At 64.3% G+C, this 14336-nt stretch carries 15 protein-coding genes; 7 read left to right on the forward strand and 8 right to left on the reverse strand.

The window, feature by feature from the left end; translation table 11 throughout:
• The first annotated feature begins 49 nt into the window (after positions 1–49).
• Both GFY24_RS24385 and GFY24_RS24390 read left to right on the forward strand, forming a co-directional pair.
• Entirely contained in the window at positions 50–1549 is a 1500-nt protein-coding gene (locus tag GFY24_RS24385) for an FAD-dependent oxidoreductase (RefSeq protein WP_153807433.1), read from the forward strand.
• Positions 1550–1663: 114 nt separating this feature from the next.
• On the forward strand, positions 1664–1825 hold the full coding sequence (locus tag GFY24_RS24390) for a hypothetical protein (RefSeq protein ID WP_153807434.1): 162 nt from the start codon (positions 1664–1666) through the stop codon (positions 1823–1825).
• Between the two features lie 103 nt (positions 1826–1928).
• Here the strand turns inward: GFY24_RS24390 and GFY24_RS24395 are convergent, their stop codons facing one another.
• Positions 1929–2507: a CGNR zinc finger domain-containing protein gene (locus GFY24_RS24395; protein ID WP_153807435.1), complete on the reverse strand. Its 579-nt coding sequence runs from the start codon at positions 2505–2507 to the stop codon at positions 1929–1931.
• A gap of 96 nt (positions 2508–2603) precedes the next feature.
• On the opposite strand from GFY24_RS24395, the gene GFY24_RS24400 reads away from it, so the two are divergent.
• Entirely contained in the window at positions 2604–3467 is an 864-nt protein-coding gene (locus GFY24_RS24400; protein WP_153807436.1) for an NAD(P)-dependent oxidoreductase, read from the forward strand.
• 221 nt (positions 3468–3688) lie between these two features.
• Here GFY24_RS24400 and GFY24_RS24405 read toward each other — a convergent pair whose 3' ends face one another.
• The 4 genes from GFY24_RS24405 to GFY24_RS24420 form a co-directional block, all read right to left on the reverse strand.
• A complete protein-coding gene (locus GFY24_RS24405; protein WP_194853006.1) occupies positions 3689–4648 on the reverse strand; it encodes a TniQ family protein in 960 nt (319 codons plus the stop codon).
• An 82-nt stretch (positions 4649–4730) separates the two neighbouring features.
• A complete protein-coding gene (locus GFY24_RS24410; protein WP_309231277.1) occupies positions 4731–5705 on the reverse strand; it encodes an ATP-binding protein in 975 nt (324 codons plus the stop codon).
• Entirely contained in the window at positions 5702–7801 is a 2100-nt protein-coding gene (locus tag GFY24_RS24415; RefSeq protein ID WP_153807552.1) for a Mu transposase C-terminal domain-containing protein, read from the reverse strand. Before GFY24_RS24415 ends, GFY24_RS24410 begins: the two co-directional genes overlap by 4 nt.
• A complete protein-coding gene (locus GFY24_RS24420) occupies positions 7801–8403 on the reverse strand; it encodes a TnsA-like heteromeric transposase endonuclease subunit (protein WP_228566612.1) in 603 nt (200 codons plus the stop codon). Before GFY24_RS24420 ends, GFY24_RS24415 begins: the two co-directional genes overlap by 1 nt.
• A 731-nt stretch (positions 8404–9134) precedes the next feature.
• Here GFY24_RS24420 and GFY24_RS24425 point away from each other — a divergent pair.
• Complete coding sequence (locus GFY24_RS24425) at positions 9135–10076, forward strand: hypothetical protein (protein WP_309231278.1); 942 nt, start codon at positions 9135–9137, stop codon at positions 10074–10076.
• A 245-nt stretch (positions 10077–10321) separates the two neighbouring features.
• Entirely contained in the window at positions 10322–11104 is a 783-nt protein-coding gene (locus GFY24_RS24430; RefSeq protein ID WP_153807438.1) for an SAM-dependent methyltransferase, read from the forward strand.
• A 75-nt stretch (positions 11105–11179) separates the two neighbouring features.
• Here GFY24_RS24430 and GFY24_RS24435 read toward each other — a convergent pair whose 3' ends face one another.
• Entirely contained in the window at positions 11180–11458 is a 279-nt protein-coding gene (locus GFY24_RS24435) for a YggT family protein (protein ID WP_153807439.1), read from the reverse strand.
• Between the two features lie 90 nt (positions 11459–11548).
• Positions 11549–12157 (reverse strand): GNAT family N-acetyltransferase, encoded by a 609-nt coding sequence (locus GFY24_RS24440; RefSeq protein WP_153807440.1) that lies wholly within the window; start codon positions 12155–12157, stop codon positions 11549–11551.
• 294 nt (positions 12158–12451) lie between these two features.
• Here GFY24_RS24440 and GFY24_RS24445 point away from each other — a divergent pair, with 294 nt between their 5' ends.
• Positions 12452–12886 carry a DUF4232 domain-containing protein gene (locus GFY24_RS24445; protein ID WP_309231279.1) on the forward strand — a complete coding sequence of 145 codons (435 nt, stop codon included), beginning with the start codon at positions 12452–12454 and terminating at the stop codon, positions 12884–12886.
• Here the strand turns inward: GFY24_RS24445 and GFY24_RS24450 are convergent.
• The gene (locus GFY24_RS24450) at positions 12870–13811 is read right to left on the reverse strand and encodes an MBL fold metallo-hydrolase (RefSeq protein WP_153807442.1); all 942 of its coding nucleotides are present in this window, start codon (positions 13809–13811) and stop codon (positions 12870–12872) included. The two genes, GFY24_RS24445 and GFY24_RS24450, sit on opposite strands and share 17 nt — an antisense overlap.
• A 96-nt stretch (positions 13812–13907) precedes the next feature.
• On the opposite strand from GFY24_RS24450, the gene GFY24_RS24455 reads away from it, so the two are divergent.
• Positions 13908–14336, forward strand: coding sequence for a MerR family transcriptional regulator (locus GFY24_RS24455; protein ID WP_153807443.1), 429 nt, complete (start codon positions 13908–13910; stop codon positions 14334–14336).

Consider the following 14336-nt stretch of genomic DNA (forward strand, 5'->3'; position numbering starts at 1 on the left):
GTTGACAATCGCTACCGGTGGTTCCATGATCGGTAGCAGGGAGTTTGCGATGAAACCACCCGACTTGAATCCGATGGCTACGCATTCCTGCGATGTGTGCGTCATAGGCGCCGGGATCGCGGGGCTGAATGCCTTATTCGTCGCGAGCCGTTACCTGAGCCGTGATCAAAGGATCATCCTGGTGGACCGGCACCCGCAGGCCGGCGGGATGTGGGTCGACACATATCCGTATGTTCGGCTGGACCAACCTCATTCACTGTTCACCGCGGGCGACATCAAGTGGACGATCCACAAGGATCGGTCCTACCTCGCGACCCGGAGCGAGGTACTGGAGCATTGTGCGCACTGCGTGCGGGTCATCGAACAACGCGTTCAGGTCGAGAAGTACTTCGGCTGCGATTACCAGTCGCACGAGGAGACCGAGAGCGGTGTGCGTATCACCTGCACCGGCCCGGATGGCACGCCGTTCGTAATCATGGCGACCAAGCTGATCAAGGCGTTCGGTACCAATGTCGCGCCGATGGACCCGATACCTGTGTCGAGCAGTCGGGTGCACTCGGTGTCACCCAATTACTGCGACGTGCGGACCGGAGAAATGGCCCGTAGTGACACACCGGTCTGGATCATCGGCGGTGGTAAGACCGCGATGGACACCGCCTCGGCACTGATGGCGACCTGCCCGGGCCGGGAAGTGAACCTGGTTGCGGGGCCCGGGACCATCTTCCTCAATCGCGATCGGATGGTGCCGCCCGGGGCACGCCGCTGGTGGGGCGGCGTCATGCCGAACCGTCTGTTCATCGACGTCGCACGCCATTTCGATGGAACCAATGAGTCCGAGGTCCAGGATTGGCTGCTGGCCACCGTCGGACTGTCCGTGACCCCGCAAGCGAGTAACTTCTTCGTGGGCCTGTTGTCTGAAGCGGAGCAGCGGACCATTCAGCAGGGCCTGAATACGGTGGTCATGGACCACCTCCAGGATGCGGCGGACCGCGATGGTGCGGTCGAGTTGACGTTTCGCAGCGGTGATACCGCGGTGACCGCAGCCGACAGCTGGATCGTGAACTGCACCGGTTACCTGCTGCACACGAGCACACCCTATGAGCCTTACGTGTCGCCCAGCGGCTCGGTGCTTTCGATTCAAACACGTTCGGCGACATTCGGATTCCTCTCGTTCAGCGGGTACTTCCTCACTCACCTGATGTTTCGGGACAAGCTCCGGGAGTTGCCGCTGTACGCGGTTGATTCAGACGAGCTGCGGACGAAGACCGCAACGGCCGCCCCACTCGCGTACACGGCCATGGCGCTGCACCTACACAATCTGAGCCTCGTCTATGACTCGCTCGGACCGTCGGTGTTCCTGCGGTGTGGCGTCGATTTCGACCGGTGGTATCCGATACACCGGCGTATGAGCGACGTGGCGCATTTCGCTCGGACCCATCGGCGCGACCGGGAACATAACCGGCAGACCCTCGACACGATCGGTGAACGATTCCGCGTGCAGTGCGGTCCTGTCGGTTCTCAGATGAACTGGCGCAGCGGGAGCGCCTGATCTGCGGGTCGCCACCTTCTGCCTCGCTGTCGTCAGTCATAGCTTCTCATCCGAAGTGGCGGATTTCAGGTCAACCTTCGTTGAAGACGGGAGGGCGGTCTGCTGGATTCGTTGATGACTTCTGATGCCGGCGACCCGCAAACTATGACGGTCGGTTGGCTGGGCCGAGATCTATTGGTAGCGGTGGAAAGTGGTACGAACACTGGCGTGCAGGGTGTCGGCGACTTCTTGCTCGAACTCGGCGCGGTGGTCGCCGAGCCGCCGGCCAAGCGGTAGGGAGGTTGAGTAGAGATATCCGATCACCTGTTCCGTCATCCAGGGTCGGTCAAATTCATAGATCGATCGACCCACTTGCGAGAAGGTCGGTTCCCTGTAGTCGCTATTTGTCGGCGAGCCGGGCCTTCTTGACCCTATTGCCGCAGGTGTTCATTGAGCACCAGCGGCGGTTTGTGCCGCGACTGGTGTCGAGAAAGAGGCCGGCGCAGCCGGGGCCTTCGCATGTTTTGATCCGGCTGCGGTCGGGGCCTCCGAGTATTTGGATGGCGTCGGCGGCAAGCACTCCGAGTGCGTCCGCTACCGGCGCTTGTTTGCCGAGATGCCAGACTGCGAGGCCGTTCTCGAGGCCGGGCCTTGGCTGCCCTGCGGCCGCGGCCCCGTTCAGGATCGCCGCGTCACTCGGATCGGGGCGTTGGGTGGCCGCCACGGCCAGCCCCGCACGGTAGATCGCTTCTCTCAGGGTTAGCGCATACCGGAGCTCGGCGGGCGAGACGTCAGGCACGTCAAGCCCCGCGGCATGCAACCAGAGCTCGAACCGGCCGGGGTTGAAGAGCCGCTCCAGGGGCTCCGTGCCGGCCCGGTCGCTCACCGTGGCGGTGAAGCGGAACGCGAGCACCTCGTTGTCCAGCCGGAATAGTCGACGGGCCTCCACGATCACGCCCCTTTCCGCATGTACCACCATGGACCTACCTGAACCATCTTAGACGGTTCGACATGGGCGTCGACTCCTGCCATAGTGTGAACCGTCTTAGAAGGTTCACACTGTGGAGGTTGTGCGATGGGCGAGGTTGCGGTCATTGGTCTGGGCGGGATGGGGCGGGCGATCGCGCGCAATCTGGTGCGGGCAGGCCATGAGACCGTGGTGTGGAACCGTTCAGCGGGGCCTGCGGAAGAACTCGCGCAGACCGGCGCCCTCCGCGTCGCATCCGTCGCGGAGGCCCTCCGGTGCCCGGTGGTGTTCTCGGTCCTGCCCAACGACACCGCCTTCGCGGAGGCTTTCCTGGACTCCGGGGTCCTGGACCAGGCTCGACCTGGGGCGGTCCACGTCAACGTGGCCACAGTGAGCGTTGGACTGGCCCGCCGGGCCGCAGAGGCGCACGCCGCGCACGGGATCGGCTATGTCGCTGCGCCGGTGTTCGGCCGGGTCAGCGTCGCGGAGGCCGGTGCGTTGAACATCCTCGCCGCCGGAGAGCCCGGGCTCATTGACCGAGTTCAGCCGTTCTTCGACGCGATCGGATCGCGCACCTGGCGCCTGGGCGAGCGGCCCGAGCAGGCCAACACCGCCAAGGTCCTGGGCAACTACCTGATCGCCTGCGCGATCCAGTCGCTAGGGGAGGCGGTCAGCGTCGCCGACGCGGCTGGCGCCGACCCGGGTCAGTTCGTCGAGCTGCTGGCTTCGACCCTCTTTCCTGGACCCGTCTACTCCGGATATGGATCGATGATCGCGCAGCGCAGATACCAGCCGGCCGGATTCACCACAGCACTCGGGCGCAAGGACCTCCACCTCGCCCTGGAGGCAGCAGCCGATCAAGCGGTCTCCCTGCCGTTCGGCGAACTGCTCAGAGGCGTGTTCGACCAGGCAATCGCCGACGGCCGTGAAGCGGACGACTGGGCCGTGATCGCCGAGCAGCAGCTGCGGTGAACACCGATGCTCGTACGATCGTTACCGCGAGACGCCCAGCGCCGGGCAGGGCGCCAGTGCTCCGCTGCACACGTGAGAAATCCGCCAGATGGGCTGAGAAATCACAAGAAGTCACAAGAACTGGCCGGAAGTCCAGGGGTGCATGTCACTTCGCATCTGAAGCTGTGGAGCATGGTTCCTGGCCCTCTGATCTGATCTGATGTGGCGGATTCTGGGTGTTCTTATCGTCTAGTCCGCCGCTTTTTGGTGGCGTAGGTCTTCGTGGTGCTGTAGGTGCTTCGGTGCTGAAGGCGATGCTGTTCGACCCATTCTCGCAGCGGATCGTTGTAGGCGCTGAAGGCGTAGGCCGCGCCGCGCCGTAGGCCGAGCTGTTCGATCACGTGGTCGTAGAAACGCTTCTGCTGGTAGTAGTGCTCAGCGGTAGCGAGTTGACGGCGCCAGATCGGATCGCAGATCGCCTCGGCGATGACCATGGTTTCGGGCATCATGATCAGCGATGCAGGGGCGCGGTCCTGTCCCGCAGAAGCGAAAACAGCCGATCGTGCTTCCCAGCGTCGGGTCAGAGGCGTGTGCCAGAACGAGTCCGTGATGCGGGACCATGCCCGGGCGATCGTCTGCGCGGCAGTGAACTGTGTGTCGACCCAGCGCTGATTCTCCTCAGCACGAAAGAGTCTGTCGCGGCGACGGTATGCGGTGAGAATCTCCGGAGACCCGGAAAGGTCGATCTGAACTCGCTCGAATCGAGTGCCGAGCCATCGACGGTGCCGTCGGCAAATGATCGAGGCATGCGTCACGTAGACCTGAATCGGAGGGTTTCCCGGGATTCGAGCGCAGCAGAATGCGCAGTGGTCGCGGGTTCGCGATCCGATCCCCTGGGTTGCTGTGCGCGGCGACTGGCTTTCGGATGGATTGTCAGCGAGGCAGGGTAACGGCAAGCTGCGGCGCAGCCGTTCAAGCGGCATCCCGGCGAAGTGCGCAAGCCGTAGCTGGGCAGCGTGATTGAGCTTGATCTCGGTGCGGTCGCGCAGCAGGAACTGGTGCAGATTCTGATTGCGGGCAGGCTCAGCGATGGCGCGCAGCAACGTGGTGGGGGCGATGACGTCATTGGCGTTGGCGAGCCGGAAGACATAGGACAGGGTGGTTTCGCCGCCAACTGGGCGGACCTGGAAGGGAAGTGACATCGCTGGTTGCTGCCAGAGACCGGGGCTCATTCCCGTGGCTTCCGGCGAGGTTCGTATTGATTGCCTGCGGCGATATCGAGGATCACCGCTTCCAGGTGAGCTTTGGTGACCTTCTCGGCGCCGTCGCTGATGGCATCGTTGGCCGCTTCGTGTAAACGAGCTGATCAAGGCTGCCGATCATGCCGCCGGTGCGAGCATGGAGATAGGAGGCCCAATCCAGGAGAGCGCCGACCTTGTGACGATGCAGCCGCAGTGATTGCTCCATCGTCGCGACAAGTTTCATCCAATCGTTTTTCGCGGCAATGGTGTTGTAGGAGAACGCGGCAGTGCTGACCGGGATGAACCGGCCGGCGATCTGACGCCCGCGAACTCCGGAGAACAGGTTGGTTTCCTCGAGGTCCAATCCGGAATAGACGAAGGTCGCCGAGACGGTATCGAAGAAGTATTTCAGCTGATCAGAGGCCACTTTTCCGCGTTTCGTGGATAGATCCAGGCGGTGGATCTCATCGACTAGGACGAGTCTCGTTCCCGCCCGGCGCATCACGGCCGCAACCGCGTGCGCCAAGGTTTGGGGGCCATCGAAGCGACCGACGGGCAGTCCGAGAAACACCGCCAACTCCGCGGCAAGGGATTTCGGGTCGGCGTCAGGAGGGATCAGGATATAGACGACCGGGATGCGATCGGGGATGCCCGGGTTGCGGCGTTCGAAGTCGAGTTGGAATCGCTTGCCCAACTGGGTGATCGAGGTGGACTTGCCGGTCCCGCTGGCTCCGGAGATCAGTAGGCCGCGGCGGCCGAGTTGCTTGCCACGGTTGTTGACGATCAATTTCTGGCCGGTGTGAATGATCTTGCGGATATCGGGTGTAGCGACCAGCAGCAGCGAGGAGTGGTAGTCCTGGCGGGCTTCGTTGTAGAGATCCCGCTCGAGATCGTCGATTTTCTCGAGGTCGTTGTCCGACAGTAGTTGGGGTGGTTCGGGATTGGCTTGCCCGACAAATAACGACCATCCTTCCTTGGTCGCCAGCGGGTGCCGCGCGTCCAGCTGTAGGGAGGTCACCAGCGTCCTTCCCGCTCATCGAAGGGATCTAGCAGGCCGAAGGGAACGACCTCGACGCCGTCAGCCTCGATCACCGTCGAGCCGTCGCTGTCGTCGGCCGCTTCGCTTGATGCGAGCGCCGGTCGCGGCGGAGGTCCTGGAATCGCGGTGGGCCAGCGCCCGACCTCGGAGACCAGTTCGGCGGGAAGGTGATTGGTCATGGCCCGCGTGGAGGCAGTGCGGGCCAGCGGACGGCTGGTATCGGGTCCAACCTCGGCGCGGCGTAGAAGCGCGGCCAGTATGACCGCGACGGCCATTTCGTTGGCATCGTCGACGCCGCGCTGCGCGGCGAGTTTGCGTGCCGCCCGCCAGGTGAAGTCGGCGAAAGGCTGCCGGACGATGCTCTGGTGGGTCCAGGGAACGGTGAACCATCCGTGGCCGCGGTGGTTGCGAACCCAAACCCGCGAAACGTCATAAGGGTCGTAATGCACTTCCCAGCGTCCGCCCTTGGACGTGATCCCGGAGCTTTGACCTGCGCAGACCCGAAGTTCGTTGCTGTTGTAGGTGCGGTAGTCGATCTGAACGCCCGCGTCGCTGATCGACCGCCAGTGCGCGGGCAGCAACTCGATGTAGTCCGTTCTGGACAGGGTGACCGGGACGTAGCCGGCGGCAGCGATCAGCGCCGCGTAGGTGTCGTTGGGTGAGGCGTTCTGGTTCGGGGTGAACGGATGCCGCAGACCATCGTGCGGACGGGTCTGCCATCCGGCCAGAACCCATTCGTCGAACAACTCTTGCAGGTCCGCCAGCGGCCAAACGGCGCGGTCTTCGACGTCCTTGCCCCTGCGGGTGACATCGCGGCCGGTGTAGCCAGAAGCATGCTGACAGAACAGGGTATTGATCGATCCGAAGGTGCGCTCGACGATCGCCTTGTCGGTCGCGGTCAACTCGTGGGCGGGCTGAACCGAGATGCCCAGGGTGTCCGCAGCGCGGGAGAACACCTCCGAAATGAAGACCTTTCCGTGGTCGACAACCACCGTATCCGGAACGATCACCGGTTTGGCTGCAGCCAGTGCCATCCGCGCATCCAGCGACACCAGCCGCTGGTAGGGAATCCGAGACGCCGACATCGCCAACGCCTGATCCCAGCCCGGCCGCATCGGCTCGGGGACCATCATGCGTGCCAGAATCAACGCCGCATCAACTGATTTCGCGCCGACCGGCCGCAGAACCCCCGCGCAAATGGTGCGGGTAGCGATATCGACCGCCAGCACCAACTCGGCGCGACCGAGGACCCCATCGTCCATCACCGCCATCACATCCAGCGGAGTCGTGTCCAGATGCACCAACTCTCCGGGCCGCGCCGCAGCGGTCGGGGTGTAAACCCGGTCGGGTTTGTTCGCCGTCTGGCGCCGAGTCACCGCCGACCCGAACGTGTGTCGACCAACCGCCAGCACTTCCGGCAGGCGATAGCACGTCGCTTTCGACGGCAACCGCACTGCTCCGGGCCCGTGCTCGTCGTCGAGTAACCGCCGAACCTGCTCGATCACACGCGATTTGGTGCCGGTCGAGGTGTGGGTTTGCGCGGCGATCACCGCTGTCGCTGCGGCGACCACGCGCGGATCGACCTGCCCGGTCGGTTCCAACAGCCGGACGTATCGTGAATCGACCAGACCCCACAATCCCTGATCACGGTATCGGCGTCGCATACGCTGAACGGTCCGAGTGCTCACTTTCAACTCGACTGCCTTGGCCTTCTCGCGATCGGTGACAACCGCTGTCGCCGGATCGAATTGCGGTCGCGGCTGCGCGCCATCGGGCGCGCCGGGCGGTAGCCCGGTCTCGACCTCCATCACGTGACGTTCCCAATCCCTGGCTTCCGCGAGCGCCTTCTCCGGCAAAGACTCGAGCAGCCCTCTCGGTTCGATCTTGGGCAGTGGAGCCGAGCCCACCAGCTCGAAATCCTCTGCCGCCAGCAGGAATGGCAGAGCGACCACGCTCGCCTCACCACTGTCGGACAGCAACCGAATCTTGGTCCCCGAGATCGCGACCACCGCATGCGCGAAACCGCCGAAGACCACCCGGTCACCAACGGTGAGCACGCCCGGCCGCTCCAGCATCACCAGCCCGCCTCGCTGTGCGAGGGTCCCTGCGCCGTATCCGACAGATCCGACAACTTCGGTGAGACGCCCACGGCAGTGCGATGCGACAACACCACCGACAGGTCCGCGACCAACCAGTGCCGCCAGAGCAGGTGATAAAGGACCGGCAACGTGCGCAGCGGATCGCCCACCGCCTCAGCCCCGTCCATCAACGGCCTTGGCCGCGTGAACGTTTCCAGAAGCTCGCCCGCCACCGACCCGTCGAAACAGCGGGGATGGCGATAGCCCCCCAACCAGCGATGATTCGCTACCAGCACCGGATCCAGCCGATCCCACACGGCATAGCTCCAGCCCACCGCCGCGCACGCATGCGACATCGCCGCGAACGCCGCTCGATCCCGATCCCTGATCAACTCCGCCGGCCGAGAATCCAGGACCAACCATCGCGAACCAGTCATTCGCACCAAGAAGTCCGGTGCATGCCGACGCTGCTTGTTTCCGTCCTGCCGCCACACCAGCCAGAACGGCTGCGACACGACACCGATCACATCGGGATCGAAGTCCAGCGCCACCAAATGATCTCGCTCGACCCACGACTCGAAACCGACGCGTCTGCCCATCGCCGCCGATTAGTACCAGCCAGGAAAATTGCGCTGACCGCGATGTGACCGGAACGAACGAACTGGACCAGCGATCTCACCCACGACCGCAGGTAGCCCCTGCCACCGGACTCGCCGCTCCTGCCCGGACCCCGACACGAACGCGGCCTCGAACTCGTCGGCGTCCATGCCCCGGCCCGGACCCCATTGGTCCGCAGGCACGCTCAGCACCGGTCCATCGTCGCGAGTTCACAAGATCAAAGGGTCGTTTCCGACAGATCAGATGAGAACACGCCACATGTACGACAGATTCCATGAGACTCCGACAGATCAGTTGAGAACTGACAGGTCCGATCACAGGGGTGCACAGTTTTTGAGGAGTTCCGTTGTGGTTACGTTTCGTTGGATGTGACCAAACTAAACGTATTAGAAATCGAGGTTGAGCGGGGGAATGTGCGAGCCTGACCGCCGATAACGTTCACTTATCGGCGGTCAGAACGGCGGCGGTTGATTTAGGGCACAAGAGGATTCGTTTCGTGTTGTTCCGTTGGATTTGACGAAACCAACGCTACGATTTGGCAATGTCGAGCGTTTGTAACTACCCGGGGTGCACGAAACCGATTACCAGGGGCGGGGGGCCGGGGCGGCCGTCGGAATACTGTGAGCATCCCGATCACACGCGATGGAGGGCGTGGCGGGAGCGGCAGCGGCGGTTGCAGGAGGAGGTCGAGGTACCGGCGACGAACGTCACTGTGACGCAACAGGGTCCGGTGACCGTGGCTCGAATGCGGGCCGATGAGTTGCTGATTCAGTTCCGGACGCTCGCCGATCAGTTGGGGAACACACTGTCGGGGGCGGTGGCCGAATTGTCCACTCTGGCAGATCCTTCCGTGGCGGAGGCGCAGGTCCAGGCGGTGCGGGCGGATGCAGCGCGGCGGATCGCCGAGGCAGAGATGGCGACCGTGGCGGCAGAGCGGGCGCGGCGCGAGGCCGAAGAGGCCAGGGCGGCAGCGGAATCGGCGGCGGAGGATGCCGGGAATGCCGCCGAAGAGGCGGAGGCTCGGATCGGCGAGGCATCGAGTTCGCGTGATGACGCGCTGCGTGAGGTGGAGCGGATCACCAAGCAGGCCGCCGATGATGTGTTCGCCGCGCGCACCGAGGCCGAGGCGGAGGTGCGGACGGTGCGGCGCGAGGCGCAGGAGGATGTGGAGCGGGCTCGGCAGCAGGCAACCGAGGAGATCGAACTGGCTCGATCCAAGACCGCCGCCGAGGTGGAGCAGGTGCGCCGGGACAGTAGCCAGCGGATCACCGCCGCGGCGGCCGAACGGGATCTGGCGGTGCAGCGGGCCGCGGATGCCGAGCGCGCCATCGAGCGCGCGGAACAGGCTGTGGTCGAACGCAATCAGGCGGTCGCCGAGACCCGGGACGAGTTGGGCCGGGCGCGGGCGGAGCTGGAGCGTTCGCGCGCCGAGTCCGCGACCGCTCGGCAAACCGCCGCCGCTGACATCTCCGCTCTGCGCGCGGAGGCCGCGGCGACCCTGGACCACGCGCGCAGCGAGGCGACCGCCCGCATCGCCGCACTCGATGATGCCCGGCAGCAGATCCTCGCGCGTGCCGAGCGTGCCGAGCAGCAACTGGATGCGCTTGTGGCCGTACGCCGTTCGGTGGCCGATAAGAGCACGGTTGGTGAATGACCGTCTGGTTCGTCACGTTTCGGTGCACGCGTGACCGTCCGCAACATGTGAAAAGACATCGGAACGTGCAGCAATGCGGGAGATTTCGGAGGGCAAACGGCGGTATCGTCAGGAAGGAAAGAGCGCTCCGCGCGGACCCGATCTGCAATGATCTTCAATCAAAGGTTCTGGCCGACAGGACTACCCGTGGACCGGTGACCGCCGGGGCACGGAAAGTAAAGGGGTGTCACTTGAATATCAACGCCATGCGAGCACGGCAATCCCGGCCGAGTGTGGCGCGCGTGTACAGCTACGTACTCGGTGGACGAGACAACTACGGCGTCGACAAGAACGTCGGCGACTACTTCATGGGTGATCTGCCCGGTTCCGAGCAGCTCGCGATTACCAACCGCGAAGCCGTCCTCCGCGCTGTGCACAGCATGGCCTCCGATGGCATTCGCCAGTTCATCGATATGGGTTGTGGCCTGCCCGCGACCGAGAACGTCCACGACGTAGCGCGCCGCGTGCATCCCGATGCCAAGGTCGTCTACGTGGACAATGATCCGTTCGTGGTCGCGCACGGTCGCGCCCTGCTCGCCGTCGACGAAGGTATCGACGCGATCGAGGGTGATGTCGGCAAGACCGCGTGGATTCGCGAACACCCGGCGGTGCAGCGACTCATCGATTTCGAGCAGCCGGTCGGGATTCTCTTCGCCGTCACACTGAGCTTCCTGGAGGACGACGAGGATCCCGCGGGCGTGGTGAAGTTCTGGACCGATCAGATCCCGTCCGAAAGCCGCATCTACATCTCGCATTTCCGCACCGGCGGCACCCGCGAGGCCCAAGCCACCGAACGCAAGATCCTGGAGGCGTTCGGCCGCGGCAGTTGGCGCACCGATGAGGATATCCGGTCCTTCTACGGTGACCTGGAGATTCTCGACCCGGGCATTGTCCCGTGCGCGAAATGGCGCCCGGCGCCCGGTAAGGGCGAGCATGTGCTCACCGATTGGGAAGAAATGATCGTAGCGGGGCTGGCACGCAAGCCCTGACGCGCTATTACCTACGGGCATAAAGCATTTCGTCGATCCGGGTTGGTGATCTCACCAGCCCGGATCGTTTGCACGCTACGCCAAGCCGAAGGCGACCGAGCGCAGCACCAGCGCGAGGATGAACACGATCGTGAACGCGAGATCGATGGCCAGTCCGCCCGCACGCAGCGGCGGCAGCACCCGGCGCACGGGAGCGATCACCGGTTCGGTCCATTTATGGGCGAAGCTGCGCGCCTTCAATCCCCACTCCGGCAGATTGCCCGCGACCGCGACCCAGTCCAGCACCATCCGGGCCAGCATCAGCAGCACGAATGCCGTCAGCAGCCAACCGATCACCCCGGCGATCAGACCCATGACCAACTCCTTTGTGGTGAACGGTACGTCGGTCGACCTGGCCGATCGTAACGTTCGATTCGGATACCGCCTGGTTGAGCGGACGGCGTGTCAGGTGCGGGGCTCGCGCCACATCTTCCACATCAGCGGACCGCCGCCGGTGACATCGAGCTCATCGGTGACCTCGAAGCCGAATCGCTCGTAGTACGGGATATTGCCGGGCTTGCTGGACTCCAGATACGCCGGAATGCGCTCGGCATCGCAGAGATCCAGGCGGGCCTTCAGCAACGCCTCGCCGTACCCCTTGCCGCGGGTCGTCGGCAGGGTGCCGATGAAGGCCAGGTACCAGTGCGGCTGATCATGCGGATGTGCGGCGGCCATCTTTTCGCCCAATTTCCCAGCGGCAAGTAGACGCGTGCCGAAGGCGCGAATCAATCCGGGTAGAGCGCGCAGGTTACTGCGATCACCCGAGTAGCCCGGCGGCACCCATATGGCCGCGCCGACCATGGCGCCGGAGTCGTCGATCGCGACATCGATACCGCCGTGGTCGATGCGGTCGTGCCGGGCCAGCGTGGCGAACATGGTGGCGGCGCGCCGAATTCGCGACGCGTCATCGGGGAGCAGCCAGGAGATGATCGGATCATCGGCGAAGGCGAGTCCGAGCACCCGACCCAGCTCCGGAATATCCGATCGTTGCGCCTGACGAACGGTGATATCCATTTCTTCACCGTACTGGCGGTGTCCGATCCGCGCCCGCAACATCGGGTGCATAGGGGACGACAATGGGAATATCGCCGACTACACAGGAGGGGAGTGGTGGAAATGGGTTCCAGGACAGCACGATACGCGGGGGTGGCGGCCTGTTGCGCACTGCTGGGAGTGACCGGCTGCGCGAGTGGTTCCAACGATTCGGGGCAACCTTCGGCCACACCTACGAGCAGCTTGATTCCAACGCCCGCAGCTACCCCGGCGACCACTGACGCTCCAACCTCCGTCCCGCAAACCTCACCCTCGGTGAACGCGAATACGCCCGGCCCGTGTGGCAATGGTCAGGTCGTGGTCGACGCGACCATCATGTCGCCGGGCATGGGCCATCGCGGTGTCCGCCTGAACTTTTCGGTCGCGCGGGACAGCCGCTCCTGCACTCTGATCGGATATCCCGGCGTGGATACCGGGGCCGGCGGCCCGCTGCTGCACGCCGAGCGCACCCCGCGCGGATACATGGGCGGTCTGCCGCCCGGCGATGATAACCCGCCGACCGTGCTGCTGGACAGCGAGCACGGCGCGCAGGCGATCATCGAGGGTGTGGCCTTCAATTCCGATGGCAATCAGTGCGCCACGTATACCGATCTCCGTGTCACCGCGCCGAATACCACCGACACGGTGACCGTCATCGCTCGAATCGACTCCTGCCACTTGCAGATTCACCCGGTTACCGCACCGCAGTAGTCCGGTTCAGCTGTCGGGTCGCATCATGGTCATGGGTGGGAATGACGGTGGCGAAGGTGCGCGCCAGGTGTAGTCGATGCAGAGTCTTGAACGCCTCGTCGCGGTTCTCGTCGACGAAATTGCCTGGGAAGGCCGACTTTTGGCGGATCTTCTCGACCTGCAGTTCATGCCAGGCCGCATCGCCCGCCAGCAGAATCCAGCCGCGCTCGGTATGCGCGAGGATGCCGATACTGCCGGGCGTGTGACCCGCCAGATCCACCAGCACAATGCTGCCGTCGCCGAACAGATCTCGGCTGCGGGTGAAGGTGAGTACGGGTGGGCCGTCCAGCTCGAATTCGACCATGGGACGGTCGAGGAGCGAATCCCGGACGCCGCCGACCGGTGCGACCGGTCCCGCGCTGATCCATTCGTGTTCGGGGCGGTGCAGGTGAATGGGTAGCCCGGGCAGGTCGAGGAGTCCGCACACATGATCCCAGTGCGCGTGCGTGGGCAGGGCGAAATCCGGTGCGGGCAAATCGGGTTCGAGGCCCAGCGCGGTAATCGTCGCGAGTGTCTCGGCGGGCGGGCGGACCACGCGGCGCAAGGCCGACGGAAGCTGGGCGATGGCGCGATGCTCGGCGTCCAGACAGACGCTCGGGTCCACCAGGAAGGTCGCGTCCGGGTGCCGCACGACGAAGGTGGTCAGTGAATTGGTGATGCGGCGGGGCTGGAAGGTGCCCTCCACCACCATGGCCGTCGGCACCGAGCGCGGGGCCTGATCGAGGGCCGTCACCCGCACGGTGCGACTCGGGGTGGGCAGGCCCGCATCGGTGATCGAACGCAGAAAACGCTCGTCGACGGGGCGCGGGCGCACCAGACCGGACAGCAGACCTGTTGCCGCGGCGCAGCACTGGGCGAGACTGGGGGAACGCACGGGGTTCGACATCGGTTGCACTCTCCGTTCACGGTGCCCGGCGAGCGTCTTTCGCCGGGGTGCTGGAAGGCTAAAACTTCACGTCGACATGAAGTAAAGAGGCGAATTGTGACTACCGCGCAGGATATGCGGATCGGCGATGCCGCGGCCGCGCTCGGGATCGAGGCGCATGTGCTGCGGCACTGGGAATCGGTCGGGCTGCTCAATCCGCCGCGCAGCCCCTCCGGGCATCGCAGCTACGACCCCAATACCTTGGATGTTGCGCGGATCATTCGCCTGTTGCAGCGAACAGGGTTGTCGCTGCACCAGATTCGGCAGCTCGGCCTCGCCGGGTGCGACGATCGGCGGGGGCTGATCAATGACAAGCGCGCCGAGATTCAGCGGCAGGTCGAGTTACTGCGCACGACCGACCGCTTCCTCGAGCACCTGACCGAATGCAGCCATCCGGTGATCGCGGACTGCCCCGACTGCTCCGAATTCACCAGAGCCGGCGTCGAATTCCCCCGGCACAACCCTGTTCCGGTCCGCGCCTCCTAG

Origin of the sequence: Nocardia sp. SYP-A9097 (assembly GCF_009649815.1) — a bacterium.
Classification (GTDB): domain Bacteria; phylum Actinomycetota; class Actinomycetes; order Mycobacteriales; family Mycobacteriaceae; genus Nocardia.